This is a genomic window from Sphingobium sp. FW306-1B-F04DB (assembly GCF_058781925.1).
In genome coordinates this window covers 1-12,178 of sequence record NZ_JBYSXE010000032.1, presented here as the reverse complement: position 1 = coordinate 12,178, position 12,178 = coordinate 1, and the positions used below count along the sequence as shown (strand labels likewise).

15 protein-coding genes are annotated in these 12,178 nt (G+C 66.8%); 9 read left to right on the top strand and 6 right to left on the bottom strand.

Annotated features, from left to right (window positions below):
* The first annotated feature begins 62 nt into the window (after positions 1 to 62).
* Genes AC3WJD_RS14130 through AC3WJD_RS14120 form a run of 3 tightly spaced genes read left to right on the top strand, consistent with a single transcriptional unit; the run spans position 63 to position 1,656 of the window.
* Positions 63 to 629, top strand: coding sequence for a dihydrofolate reductase family protein (locus tag AC3WJD_RS14130; protein WP_492747326.1), 567 nt, complete (start codon positions 63 to 65; stop codon positions 627 to 629).
* An 11-nt stretch (positions 630 to 640) separates the two neighbouring features.
* Positions 641 to 1,021 carry a nuclear transport factor 2 family protein gene (locus AC3WJD_RS14125; RefSeq protein ID WP_492747325.1) on the top strand — a complete coding sequence of 127 codons (381 nt, stop codon included), beginning with the start codon at positions 641 to 643 and terminating at the stop codon, positions 1,019 to 1,021.
* Complete coding sequence (locus AC3WJD_RS14120; RefSeq protein WP_492747324.1) at positions 1,018 to 1,656, top strand: glutathione S-transferase family protein; 639 nt, start codon at positions 1,018 to 1,020, stop codon at positions 1,654 to 1,656. Before AC3WJD_RS14125 ends, AC3WJD_RS14120 begins: the two co-directional genes overlap by 4 nt.
* A gap of 3 nt (positions 1,657 to 1,659) precedes the next feature.
* On the opposite strand, the gene AC3WJD_RS14115 is transcribed toward AC3WJD_RS14120, so the two are convergent.
* Positions 1,660 to 2,505 (bottom strand): helix-turn-helix domain-containing protein, encoded by an 846-nt coding sequence (locus tag AC3WJD_RS14115; protein ID WP_492747323.1) that lies wholly within the window; start codon positions 2,503 to 2,505, stop codon positions 1,660 to 1,662.
* Positions 2,506 to 2,600: 95 nt separating this feature from the next.
* On the opposite strand from AC3WJD_RS14115, the gene AC3WJD_RS14110 reads away from it, so the two are divergent.
* The 5 genes from AC3WJD_RS14110 (at position 2,601) to AC3WJD_RS14090 (ending at position 7,141) form a co-directional block, all read left to right on the top strand.
* On the top strand, positions 2,601 to 2,993 hold the full coding sequence (locus tag AC3WJD_RS14110) for an SRPBCC family protein (RefSeq protein ID WP_492747322.1): 393 nt from the start codon (positions 2,601 to 2,603) through the stop codon (positions 2,991 to 2,993).
* Positions 2,990 to 3,448: a GFA family protein gene (locus tag AC3WJD_RS14105; protein WP_492747321.1), complete on the top strand. Its 459-nt coding sequence runs from the start codon at positions 2,990 to 2,992 to the stop codon at positions 3,446 to 3,448. Before AC3WJD_RS14110 ends, AC3WJD_RS14105 begins: the two co-directional genes overlap by 4 nt.
* A 68-nt stretch (positions 3,449 to 3,516) precedes the next feature.
* Positions 3,517 to 5,040: a fumarate hydratase gene (locus AC3WJD_RS14100; RefSeq protein WP_492747320.1), complete on the top strand. Its 1,524-nt coding sequence runs from the start codon at positions 3,517 to 3,519 to the stop codon at positions 5,038 to 5,040.
* Positions 5,041 to 5,120: 80 nt separating this feature from the next.
* The gene (locus tag AC3WJD_RS14095) at positions 5,121 to 6,611 is read left to right on the top strand and encodes an MFS transporter (protein ID WP_492747319.1); all 1,491 of its coding nucleotides are present in this window, start codon (positions 5,121 to 5,123) and stop codon (positions 6,609 to 6,611) included.
* Positions 6,612 to 6,682: 71 nt separating this feature from the next.
* Positions 6,683 to 7,141: a hypothetical protein gene (locus AC3WJD_RS14090; protein WP_492747318.1), complete on the top strand. Its 459-nt coding sequence runs from the start codon at positions 6,683 to 6,685 to the stop codon at positions 7,139 to 7,141.
* Between the two features lie 9 nt (positions 7,142 to 7,150).
* Here the strand turns inward: AC3WJD_RS14090 and AC3WJD_RS14085 are convergent, their stop codons facing one another.
* Positions 7,151 to 7,486, bottom strand: a complete 336-nt coding sequence (locus AC3WJD_RS14085) for an ArsR/SmtB family transcription factor (RefSeq protein ID WP_492747317.1) — start codon at positions 7,484 to 7,486, stop codon at positions 7,151 to 7,153.
* Positions 7,487 to 7,595: 109 nt separating this feature from the next.
* On the opposite strand from AC3WJD_RS14085, the gene AC3WJD_RS14080 reads away from it, so the two are divergent.
* Positions 7,596 to 8,780 (top strand): MBL fold metallo-hydrolase, encoded by a 1,185-nt coding sequence (locus AC3WJD_RS14080; protein WP_492747316.1) that lies wholly within the window; start codon positions 7,596 to 7,598, stop codon positions 8,778 to 8,780.
* 3 nt (positions 8,781 to 8,783) lie between these two features.
* On the opposite strand, the gene AC3WJD_RS14075 is transcribed toward AC3WJD_RS14080, so the two are convergent.
* The 4 genes from AC3WJD_RS14075 to AC3WJD_RS14060 form a co-directional block, all read right to left on the bottom strand.
* Complete coding sequence (locus AC3WJD_RS14075) at positions 8,784 to 9,890, bottom strand: alpha/beta fold hydrolase (protein ID WP_492747314.1); 1,107 nt, start codon at positions 9,888 to 9,890, stop codon at positions 8,784 to 8,786.
* A 92-nt stretch (positions 9,891 to 9,982) separates the two neighbouring features.
* Complete coding sequence (locus tag AC3WJD_RS14070) at positions 9,983 to 10,660, bottom strand: LytTR family DNA-binding domain-containing protein (protein ID WP_492747313.1); 678 nt, start codon at positions 10,658 to 10,660, stop codon at positions 9,983 to 9,985.
* Between the two features lie 178 nt (positions 10,661 to 10,838).
* Positions 10,839 to 11,528 carry a tRNA (guanine(46)-N(7))-methyltransferase TrmB gene (gene trmB, locus AC3WJD_RS14065; protein WP_492747312.1) on the bottom strand — a complete coding sequence of 230 codons (690 nt, stop codon included), beginning with the start codon at positions 11,526 to 11,528 and terminating at the stop codon, positions 10,839 to 10,841.
* Positions 11,529 to 11,620: 92 nt separating this feature from the next.
* On the bottom strand, positions 11,621 to 11,995 hold the full coding sequence (locus tag AC3WJD_RS14060) for an endonuclease domain-containing protein (RefSeq protein WP_492747311.1): 375 nt from the start codon (positions 11,993 to 11,995) through the stop codon (positions 11,621 to 11,623).
* Positions 11,996 to 12,178: the final 183 nt, after the last annotated feature.

The following is a 12,178-nucleotide window of genomic DNA, read 5'->3' as shown; positions in this document are numbered from 1 at the left end:
TCAGTCTGGTTACTCCGCAACTGGTTGTGAATCGCAAGCGGTTATGAACGAGGAGAGGTTTCATGGGAAAGCTTGTCGTTTCGGTGTTCACCAGCCTTGACGGCTATATCGAGCCCGAAAGCGGCTTCGAGGGGCCGGCATGGTCCGACGATCTGGACAGGAACTGGTCGGGGCATGCGCTCGAACGCGCGCGCCACCTCGTCTATGGGCGCGTCAATTTCGAGTTCAACCGCGACTTCTGGAGCGCGGCGGAGACCGATCCCGGGAGCCCGGCGGCGGGCATATCCTATGCCGGCACGATGAACGCGCTGCCCAAGACTATGTTCTCGCGCACGGCGATGGGCGATCCGGGCTGGAACGGCATGATCGCGCGCGATATCCCGTCGACGATCGCGAAGCTGAAGCAGGACGTCGACGGCGATATCTTCGCATTCGGTGGCGCCAATCTGTCGAGCGCGCTGATTGCGGCAGAGGTCGTCGACGAGATCATGATCATGATCCTGCCCGTGCTATGGGGTGGGGGGCGCCGCATGTTCGAGCTGAAGCACGCGCGGCAGGAACTCGAACTGATCGGGAGCCGCCAGTTCGATACCGGCGCGATGATGATGCGTTATGCGCGCAGGCGTTGAGGAGAGGCGTGATGCGGCCGGAAGACATGGCGGCGAAGGTCCGCGCGAGCTTCGAATGCTACATGACCGCGGACCGCGCGAGGATCGAGGCGCTGCTGCATCCCGATTTCACCTTCACGAGCCCCTATGATGATCACATCGACCGCATGACATATTTCGAGCGTTGCTGGCCCAATGCGGGGACCTTTGAACGGCTCGACCTGATCGAGGTGCAGCCGGCGAGCGCCGGATGCTTCGTTTTCTATGAAGGGCGCTCGAGGGCGGGCAATGCTTTCCGCAACACCGAGTATTTCACCTTCGCGGACGGCATGATCCGTTCGGTCGAAGTGTTCTTCGGGCTCGCGCCGGGGGAGACGCCCGCGAAGCCGCAACAAGGGAGAGGCCAATCGTGACGAAGACATTCTACGGGCACCCGCTTTCGTCCTACTGCCAGAAGGCGCTGATCGCGCTCTACGAGCATGAGGTGGACTTTGGCTGGCGCGTGGTTGCGTTCGATGACCCGGCGACAGGCGAGGAATTCGCGAAACTCTGGCCGATGGAGCACATGCCCGTGCTGACCGACGGCGACCGGGTGGTGCGCGAATCCAGCATCGTCATCGAATATGTCGACCGGCAGAATGGCGGCGGGCTGATCCCCGCCGATCCCGACGCGGCGCTCAATGTTCGCTTTCTCGACCGCTTCTTCGACAATTTCGTGATGACGCCGATGCAGGCGATCGTGTTCGATCGCATCCGTCCCGACGGCGGGCACGACGATTTCACTGTCGAGCAGGCGCGGCAGAAGCTCGACAAGGCCTATGGCTGGCTGGAGGGCGAGATCGGCGATCAATGGGCGGCGGGCGCGGATTTCACGCTGGCCGATTGCGCGGCGTCACCCTCGCTGTTCTACGCGAACAAGGTGCATCCGCTGGCGGGACGCTTCCCCAAGGTCGCGACCTATCTCGCGCGACTGGAGGGGCGGCCGACGATTGCGCGCGTACGTGCCGAGGCGCGGCCCTATTGGCATATGTTTCCCTTCGCCGATTGAGCCCTAGCGACGTACCCGCTTGCGCCACGCGGCGGGCGGCAGGCCGAAGCGCGCGCGGAAGCGGCGGGTGAATTCGGAGAGATCGCCGAAACCCGTATCGAGCGCGATGTCGAGCACATTGGCATCGGTATCGCGCAGGCGCGCCGCTGCGGCATCGAGCCGGCGGTTGAGTATATAGTGATACGGCGTGACGCCGATCGCACGGCGAAAGGCGCGCGAAAGGCGGCGGCGCGTCGTCCCCGTCGCCTCGGCAAGCGCCGCGATAGACAGGGGCTCGACGAAGTCGGTGCGGATGATGCGCGCCGCTTCGGCAGCGGCCGCGATATCGCGGGCATCGGGCGCGGGGTCCCGCGTGTCTGTGTCGAGCGCGATTGCGGTGGAGAGAACGGTCAGCGCGGCCTGTTCTGCGTGGAGCGGATCGGGCGCGCCTGTGAGATCATGAAGCGCGTGGAACAGCGGGACGAGCTGGTCGACCGGCGGGATGGCGGCTCGCGCGAAGTGCGTCGCCCGGACATCCGCCATGTCGGCGACGACCTCCTCGACCAGTTCGGGCGCGAAGCGAAAGGCGATGCAGCGATCGCCCGCAGAGTGCTGATGACCGCATTCGAAGCAGGTGCCGTGATTGCCGAGCAGCAGTGCCCCCGGCGCCATCAGCGCGCTGCCCTGCGCGGCGCGGTAGAGGAACTGGCCATCGACGACCGCGGCGATGCTCGTCCAGCCATGGCGTTCCTCGAACGCCCGGTCGCCGGGGCCGGCGGTGCAGACCACGTCGTCGACGATCCAGCCTGGGCCGGCCGCAAGCGTCCGCGTGCGCGGGACGGAATGCAGCGAGGAAGCGTTGACTGGCATCGGCCTGCCCTTTTCCCCAAGCGCGGGTGAACCCGCCTGGGCTAGATCCATGAGGTGCGCGCAGGCGTGCGCGATTGCAACAAGAGGAGGCGAGAATGGCTTCGATCACGAGGGAAGTGCATGTGCCCGACGGCTGGGCCGCATGGCAGGCGGCGTGCGACTTCGAAAATGCGCACCGCGCCTTTGCGGGGGTGCTGACCGATTGCGTGCTCGACGAGGATGTGCGGACGGTGACCTTCGCGAATGGCATGGTCGTGCGCGAGCGTCTGGTGGGCATAGACGAGGGGCGGCGGCGCATCGCCTATGCGGTCGTCGACGGACCCTTCGCGCATCACAATGCGAGCTTCCAGATACGCGACAACGGCGATGGAGGCGGCGTGATGATCTGGACCTGCGATGTCCTGCCCGACCATGCTGCCGCGATGGTCGAGCCGCTGATGGAGGCGGGGATAGCGGCATTCGCACGCAATCTGAAAGCGGTGGCATGAGCGAGGGCGGCTGCGCGTGCGGCGCGGTACGTTACCGCATCGAGAGTGCGCCGCTGATCGTGCATTGCTGCCACTGCCTCGACTGCCAGCGGCAGACGGGGAGCGCGTTCGTGCTTAACGCGCTGATCGAGGGCGACCGGATGACGCTGCTGTCGGGTGCGCCTGAGCCGGTCGAGGTGCCGACCGACAGCGGACGCCCGCATGATATCTATCGTTGTCCGGCCTGCCAGACCGCGCTGTGGAGCGACTATGGCCGGCGCGGCTGGCTGCGTTTCGTGCGGGTGGGGACGCTCGACGATCCGTCTGCGCTTTCGCCCGACGTGCACATCTATACGCGCTCGAAACAGCCATGGGTCAGGCTTCCCGAGGATGTTCCCCAATTCGAGGAATATTACGACCTTAAGGCCGTCTGGCCGCCCGAAAGCCTTGAACGCCGCCGCGCGATAGCCCGCTGACCCCCTCCCGCTTGCGCCGAAAGTGGTTTAAGGCCGCGCGCGACTCCGACCAAGCGGGACGCCAAATAGTGACGACGATCATCCGGGAAGCCGACCTTATCGAGAGCGTGGCCGACGCGCTCCAGTTCATCAGCTACTATCACCCGATGGATTATATCCGCGCGCTGGGCGAGGCCTATAAGGCCGAGAAGAGCCCGGCGGCCAAGGATGCGATCGCGCAGATCCTGACCAACAGCCGGATGTGCGCCGAGGGGCACCGCCCGATCTGCCAGGACACCGGCATCATCAACGTCTTCGTCAAATGGGGCATGGACTGCCGGCTCGACAACACCGACCGGTCGCTTCAGGCGATCGTCGATGAAGGCGTGCGCCGCGCCTATCTCCACCCGGAGAACAAGCTGCGCGCCTCGGTCCTCGCCGATCCCGCCTTCACCCGCCGCAACACCAGGGACAATACCCCCAGCGTCCTGCACGTCGAAATGGTGCCGGGATCGAAGGTCAGCATCGATGTCGCGGCCAAGGGCGGCGGCAGCGAGAACAAGTCCAAGTTCAAGATGATGAACCCCAGCGATTCGATCGTCGACTGGGTGCTCGAGATGATCCCGCAAATGGGCGCGGGCTGGTGCCCGCCCGGCATGCTCGGCATCGGCATCGGCGGCACCGCGGAACATTGCGTGCTGCTGGCCAAGAAGGCACTGATGGACCCGATCGACATGGGGCAATTGAAGCAGCGCGGACCGCAGAACGATATCGAGGCGATGCGCATCGAGATCTTCGACAAGGTCAACGCGCTCGGCATCGGCGCGCAGGGGCTGGGCGGACTTTCGACCATCCTCGACGTCAAGATCCTCGACGCGCCCTGCCATGCCGCGGGCAAGCCCGTCGCGATGATCCCCAATTGCGCCGCGACGCGCCACGCGCATTTCACGCTGGACGGCAGCGGCCCTGCTTATCTGGAGCAGCCCAACCTGTCCGAATGGCCCGACGTCAACTGGACCCCCGACAAGGCCGCGATCCGCGTCGATCTCGACACGCTGACGCCGGAAGTGGTGCAGAGCTGGAAACATGGCGACCGCCTGCTCCTCAACGGCAAGATGCTCACCGGCCGCGACGCCGCGCACAAGCGGATCAAGGACATGCTCGAGGCGGGCGAACAGCTCCCCGTCGAGTTCCGCGGCCGCGTGATCTATTATGTCGGCCCCGTCGATCCGGTGGGCGAGGAAGTGGTCGGCCCCGCCGGCCCGACGACCGCGACGCGCATGGACAAGTTCACGCGCATGATGCTCGAACAGGGGCTGCTCGCGATGGTCGGCAAGGCCGAGCGCGGCCCCATGGCGATCGAGGCGATCAAGGATCACAAGAGCGCCTATCTGATGGCCGTGGGTGGCGCCGCCTATCTCGTCGCCAAGGCGATCAAGGGATCGAAGGTCGTCGGCTTCGAGGACCTCGGCATGGAGGCGATCTACGAGTTCGAGGTGCAGGACATGCCCGTCACCGTCGCGGTCGATGCCGAGGGGCAGAGCGTCCACCACCTCGCGCCGCTCGTCTGGCAGGAAAAGATCCGCAGGGAAAAGCTGCTCGAGGGCGTGTGAGTTCGGCACTCCGCCGATTGGGAATGGTGGGAGCGCTGACGCGGCTTGCCGCGCGGCACTTGGGCATCTAGCCTTTGGGCATGCAGGCCGATCGCGCATCGCCGCAACATCATCGCCGCGGTGCCACGAACGCCGCGCAGGGACCGTGCGACATCGCCGCGATCGAGGCGCGACCTTGTGCCGAACGGGCGGCGGAAACCGCCGGGGCAGGAACGCTCTGGGCCACGGTGCTGGGATCGAGCCTGGCCTTTATCGACGGATCTGTGGTGACGGTGGCGCTGCCCGCGATGGCGGCCGATCTCGGGGGCGGCTCGGCGGGGGTCCAGTGGATCGTCAACGGCTACATGCTGCCGCTCGCAGCGCTGGTGCTACTGGGCGGGGCGCTGGCCGACCGGCTTGGGCGGCGGCGCGTGTTCCTCGCGGGACTGGTGGTGTTCATGCTCGCCTCGATCGGCTGCATGGTCGCGCCCGACATCGCGACGCTCGTCGCCGCCCGCGCGGCGCAGGGCATCGGCGCCGCATTGCTCGTGCCCGCAAGTCTTGCGATCCTCGGCGCGAGCTTTGCGGGAGAGGCGCGCGGGCGTGCGATCGGAACATGGGCAGCCGCGGGTGCAGCGACGGGGGCGCTCGGGCCAGTCATCGGCGGCTGGCTCGTCGACGCGGTCGGCTGGCGCGCCATCTTCTTGCTGATCCTCCCCTTCGGCGCGGCGGCGTTCTGGCTTGGGCTCCGGCATATCCATGAAGGCGGAGACGACACCGCGCGCGCCGGCGCTCCCGACTGGGCCGGGGCAGCGCTCGCGACCACAGGGCTGGCGGGGCTCACCTGGGGACTGACCGGCCTCTCGCAGGGCGGCAACGCGAGCGCATGGCCCGCGCTGGCCGTGGGCATGGCGGCATCGATCCTGTTCCTCGTCGTCGAGGCCAGGCGCGGCAAGACCGCGATGATGCCGCTCGCGCTCTTCGGCACGCGCACCTTCACCGGCGTCACGCTGCTGACCTTCCTGCTTTATGCGGGGCTGAGCGGCGTCATGCTGCTCGTGCCCTATCTGCTCATCGCGCGCGGCTGGCCTGCGACCGCCGCGGGCGCGGCGATCCTGCCGCTGCCGATCGCGATGGGGCTCGGCTCACGGCCGATGGGGCGGATCGCCGAGAAAATCGGTGCAAAATTGCCGCTCGTGACCGGGCCGGTCATTGCCGGGCTGGGCTTTGCGCTGCTCGCGCTGCTGCCCGTCGGGGAGATCGATTACTGGCGCCACATCCTCCCCGCGATGGCGCTGGTCGGGATCGGCATGACGGTGAGCGTCGCACCGCTCACCACCACGGTGATGGCCGCGGTCGATGCGGATCATGCGGGCGCGGCGTCGGGAGTGAACAATGCCACGGCGCGCGTCGGCGGGCTCGTCGCCACCGCCCTGATCGGGCTGGTGCTGACCGATGGCGGCGCGGCGGTGTCGATGAGCGCGTTTCATGGGGCGGCGCTGGCGGCAGGTGTGTCGGGCGTGGCGGCGGGTCTGTGCGCGCTGCTGCTGATCGATGCGCCGAAGGGCCAGGGGCAGGCCGCACATGGCTGAGATAAAGCTGCCTTGCGCGGCTCGTCAGGCGGTATAGGATCCGGAAAACACGGGGTGTTGGAGGGGGTTAAATGGGGGCAGGCAGATTTCTCCTAGCGGGGTTCGGGGCGCTGGTGCTGGTGGTTCAGCCGGCCGTTGCGGCGCAGAGCGACGAGCCCGATTACGGCGCAATGATGCGTGCGATGGGCATGGGCGGCCTGTCCGGCAAGAAGCTCGCCAAGGCCGTAGAGAAAGCCGACGCGCATCCGCTCGGCTCGAAGGAGAACCCGGTGCGTGTCAATGGCCCGCCGGGCGAGCACGCGTATCTGGCACGGCTGCGCTGCAGCGATGGCAATGCGCCCAAATTCGAACGCGCGGGCAATGCGGGAATGGGCGTATTCCGCAACATCGTCGACATCTACGTCGTTCGCTGCGGAGAGGCCGCTGCGGTCGAGGTCTATATGGACATGTATCATGGCCAGTACCGCGAGACGCGCGCGGTGCCCGGCTTCACGCTGGTCACGGACGAGCCGGCGCCGGCGGTCAGCTGAGCCGTCGGCTTATGGGGTCACGGCCTCGGCGGAGGCCGGGGGCCGGCGGCGCACGGCGGGATGATCGGCGAGCTCGAGCAGCCGGACATCCTCGAACTTGCCGATCCAGCGGCGGACGATCTGCGCCAGCGGCACCGGGTTGAGGAAATGCAGCTTTTCGCGGCCGCTGCGGCGCACCGCGATGAGGTTTGCGTCCTGCAGGATCGTCAGGTGCTTGGACACCGCCTGGCGTGACATGGCGAGCCCGTCGCAGAGCTGGGTGAGGGTCTGGCCGTTGCGGTCGCACAGTTTGTCGAGCAGCTGGCGGCGGCTCTCGTCGGCGAGGGCGCGGAAGATGTCACTCATCCGGTCTCTGAAGCAATCGGCGCACGGCCTGTCAAACCGCATCGCGCAAGCGGTTGCGATCGCGGCGGGATTACCTATCTCTCCGGAAAACTGGCCAGCAGGGGGCGGGATGCCGCGTATCGTATCAAGACCGCTCAAATGGATCAGCGTCACCCTGCTCTTCGTCCTGGTCGCGCTGTGCCTGGCGATCGTGCTGGTTCCGCGGTTTACCGACCGGATCTATTACCGGGGCCCCGAGAGCGACCACTATGACGGCCACCGCTTCTTCAATCCCGACGGGGAGGACACGGACCGCGTTTCGGGAGGCGGCAGCCGTGGGGCATTTATCGCGGGCTGGATCCTCGGCAATGACGGCCGGCCCGAATGGCCCGCCAAGGTAGCGGTCACGCCATCGAAGCCCGCTGCACGCGTCGAGGGTGATCGCATGGTGGCGACCTGGGTCGGCCATGCGACGGTGCTCGTGCAGACGCAGGGGCTCAATATCCTGACCGACCCCGTGTGGAGCGACGTCGCGGGCCCCTTCAATATCGCGGGGCCGCGGCGCGTGGCCGCGCCCGGCATCCGCTTCGACGATTTGCCGAAGATCGATGTCGTCGTGGTCAGCCACAATCATTACGATCACATGGACCTGCCGACGCTCCGGAGGCTCTGGGAGCGCGACAAGCCGCTCATCGTCACCAGCCTCGGCAATGACAGCGTGATCGCCCAGGGCGGCGCGGTGGCGAAGGCGGTCGACTGGGGTACGCGGGTACCCGTCAAGCCCGGGATCGATGTCGTCGTGACGCGCAACCATCACTGGGGATCGCGCTGGGGCACCGACCGCAACCGCGCGCTGTGGTCGAGCTTCACGGTCACCACATCGGGCGGCAATATCTTCTTCGCGGGCGACACGGGACCGGGTGACATGCGCTGGCCCGCGGAGGCGGCAAAGCTGGGCCCGGTGCGGCTCGCGATCCTGCCGATCGGCGCCTTCCGCTTCGAGCCCGGGCAGATGGGGACGGGAAGCCATATCGGGCCCGAGCAGGCCGTGAATGTCTTCACCGGGCTCGGCGCGTCTTACGGACTCCCGATCCACTGGGGCACCTTCCGCCTCTCCTACGAAGGCTATGACACGCCGCCGCGGCTGCTCGACCTCTATGCGCGCTGCGCGGGCTATGCGCCGGGGCTGTTCGCGGCGAAGGCGCTGGGACAGCCGTTCGAGGTCCCGGCCTATGCCCCACCTGCGCGCTCCGCCACGACGGCGGACAGGGCGCTTTGCGAACCCGGCTCGCGCGCCATCGCGGCGCTGCCCTGACCGCTATCGCGCTGCCGTCACGCGCTTGAGCCACGCGATCACGGGCTCGGTGAACAGCTCGGGCGCGCGGCGGCCGCCCTCATCACGATAGGCCGCAATCGCGTCGGGGAAGATTTCGAGATCGTGGCTGCCGCCCGCGATCTCGAGCCAGGTCGCGCTGCCGGGCCTGAGCGAATTGAGCGTGTCGACGATCAGCCGGTGGCCGTGCCGTGTCTCATACTGGTCATGCTCGCCATAGACGACCATCGCCGGCGCCTCGATGCGTGTCCACGCGCCGAGAAAGTTCTTCTGCGCCGCCTGCCAGTGCCAGGCGAAGGGGCGGCCATAGTGCGAACCCGGCTCGGTCCCCAACAGGCTCTCCCAGACGCCCGCGAACTCGGGGTGCTGGGCGGCGATGACTGCGGGTGTCTTGCGACCGATCAGATAATGCTGCTGGAAGGCGATGCGCTTCACCATCTCCGGATGTATCCGCTCGGGCAGCACGTTGCCGCTGCGTTCGAGGTTGATCCGGTCGAACTGGATCATGCGTTCGAGATAGGTGAGCGCACCGCCGCCCTGCACCAGTATCCCGGCGACACGGCGGCCCTGTGCGATCAGCGGAGCGGTGGTCGAGCCGAGGCTCGAGCCGTAGATCACGATGCGGCCGGGATCGATCCAGCGGTGGCGCGCGAGCTGGTCGAGCGCCGCGCGGTAATGTGCGACCTCGGTATCATAATCGAGCGCTGAACAGGCTGGTCCCTCGCTGTCGCCGGTCCCCGCGCGCTCGACGCGGATCAACGCAAGGCCCGAACGCTGTGCGAGGTCACGCAGCGTATCGGGGCGATCGGGGCGGAATTCGATGCTGCCGCACGACACCCATTGCGCGAGGAACAGCGCTGGCAGTGGCGCCTGTGTCCCCTCGGGCCGCGTGACGATGCTGCGCAGCCGCACGCCATCGGGCATGGTGACGACGCCATATTCGGTTTCGAGCCCGGGCGTGTTCTCGAGCGGTGCGGGCTGCTTGCGCGGCAGGTCGCCCGTCATCACCGCTTCGCGGGCGGCGGCGGGCAGCGTGAGAGCGCATGTAAGCGCGGTCAGTATCAATGATTGCAGATACCTTGCACGGAGCATTGACCTCATCTCCCTGTCTCAACAGTGGGAAAGGCTCAGATGCGACGCAGGCCGGAAGCGGGCCAGCGTGATGGGACGAAGGGACGAAACTTCTAAAGCCCGGCGGACAAGGTCGCGCGATAGCGTGCGCCGGTCCTGAGCAGCGTACCGTCGCGCAGCACGATATCGTTGGGACGGCAGCGTGCGATCGCATGGCGGGCCACCAGCCGGCCACGATGGATACGCACGAAGCCGTGCGGCGCCAGCCGCTGCTCGATCGAGGCGAGCGAGGCGCGGTGGAGGATGATACGCCCCGCGCCGTGCAGCTCGACATAGTTGCCCGCCGCCGCGATCCAGTCGATCTGGCGCGGCATCAGCGGCAGCGCGTCGGGATCGCTGGCGGGCCGGGCGTGCTGTTCGAGCCGCAGCGCGAGCGCGGGCCCGAGCAGCGCCAGCGTCAGGACGAGGAGCGCGGCGGGCAGGCGACGCACGAGTTCGAATCCGGGCGCATCAAGCCCGTGTGCTGCACCCTGCAACGCGAGCGATATCGCGATCGCACCGGCAAGCGCGAGCATGCGTTCATGCGCGCGCGTCGCACGCTTGAGCAGCTCGAATGCGAGGTAGAAGGGAACGACGTTCACCCCCGCCCAGACAAGTCCATCGAGCAGGGATTCGGACACGCCCGCGAGCAGGTTGTAGGCAAGGCAGTAGAGCGCGACGCTCAGCGCGATCGCCAACGCGACAAGCGCTGCGCGATCCCATTCCAGCGGACGGTAGAGCAGCGTGAGCATGGCGCATTATCGCGCAATCGCGTGCGATCGGGCAAGCGGGGACGGGAAGTGGTGGGCGGCGTGTTCGGAACAGGCAACGCCGTCATATTCGGCTAACGTCGCTGCTGTTCCGGCACACCGCCCACCAGACCGTTTCCCTTGGGAAGCGGCCTAGAGCGTAGCGCTGCGGCGCCTTTGTCTACTCGGCGGTCACGCGCTGATATCGGAAGTACCATACCTCGTGGCCCTTTTGCCGGGCCTTGCGCTCATAGCGCGTTTCGGGCCAGCCGCCGGGGCGGGTGAGGAAATCCTTGGGGCTCTCGGCGAGCCAGCGGAAGTCGCGGCGCTGGTTCATGATCATCATCGACCAGCGGCAATAGGTGGGGTCGTCGGTGCCGAGCCGGAACTCTCCGCCGATCTGCAGCTTCCTTGCGATCAGGTCCAGTGGCCCATGATTGACCATGCGGCGCTTGGCATGGCGCGCCTTGGGCCAGGGATCGGGATGCAGCAGATAGACGAAGCGCAGCGACTGGTCGGGCAGGCGTTCGAGCACGTCCAGTGCGTCGCCATTGTGGAGGCGGACATTGGGCAGGTGCCTGTCGCGGACATGGAGTAGCGCGCCGACCACGCCGTTGACGAAGGGCTCGCAGCCAATGAAGCCGTGGTCGGGCAACAGGTCCGCGCGATAGGCAAGGTGCTCGCCCGATCCGAAACCGATCTCGAAATGCAGCGGCCGGTCATGGCCGAACAGCCCCTCGGCGGTGACGGGGCCTTCGTCGGGGACGCTGATCTGCGGCAGCAGCGTTTCAAGCAGCTGCGCCTGGCCCTGACGCAGCTTGTGCCCCTTGGCGCGGCCATAGAGGCGACGGATGGTTGCGGGATCGGACATTGCGCGCGGGGCACTAGCGCAAGGCCGATGCGAAGGCCAGAGCGCGTGACCGCCATGTGGTCGAATGACGGCTATGGAGTGAGAGCGGACGTTCAAGCCTTCCTTCTCCCCTCCCTGGAAGGGAGGGGTTGGGGGTGGGTTCCGCCGAGGCACTCGGCGGTCTTGTTGACGATCGCCTCGACAACGCCCTCGGGGTTCTCAAGCACCTCGCCATTCCAGAAGCGCAGCACGACCCAACCATGCTCCTCCAGAAAGGCGGTCCGGTTGGCATCATGACCGGCCGCCTCGACATGCTGGCTGCCATCGAGCTCGATCGCCAGCTTCGCGGTCCGGCATGCGATATCAATGATATAAGGTCCAACCACCAACTGCCGTGTAAATCGCGGCCGATAGCACGACAAGCGGTGCCACAGCCGCCGCTCCGCAAGCGTCTGACCGTTGCGCAGCGCACGGGCATTGGTGGTCATATGGGCCGGGATACGACGCATCCAGCCAGAATAGCGAGGCGCGCTAAGCGCGCCTACCCACCCCCAGCCCCTCCCTTTCAGGGAGGGGAGCAGCTACGTCCGGCTCTGGGTCCAGACTGTGTAAAAACGTGCTGATGTGCTAATCTCCATTGCGATGATGGGGGGCGCAGATGGGGCGTTTCG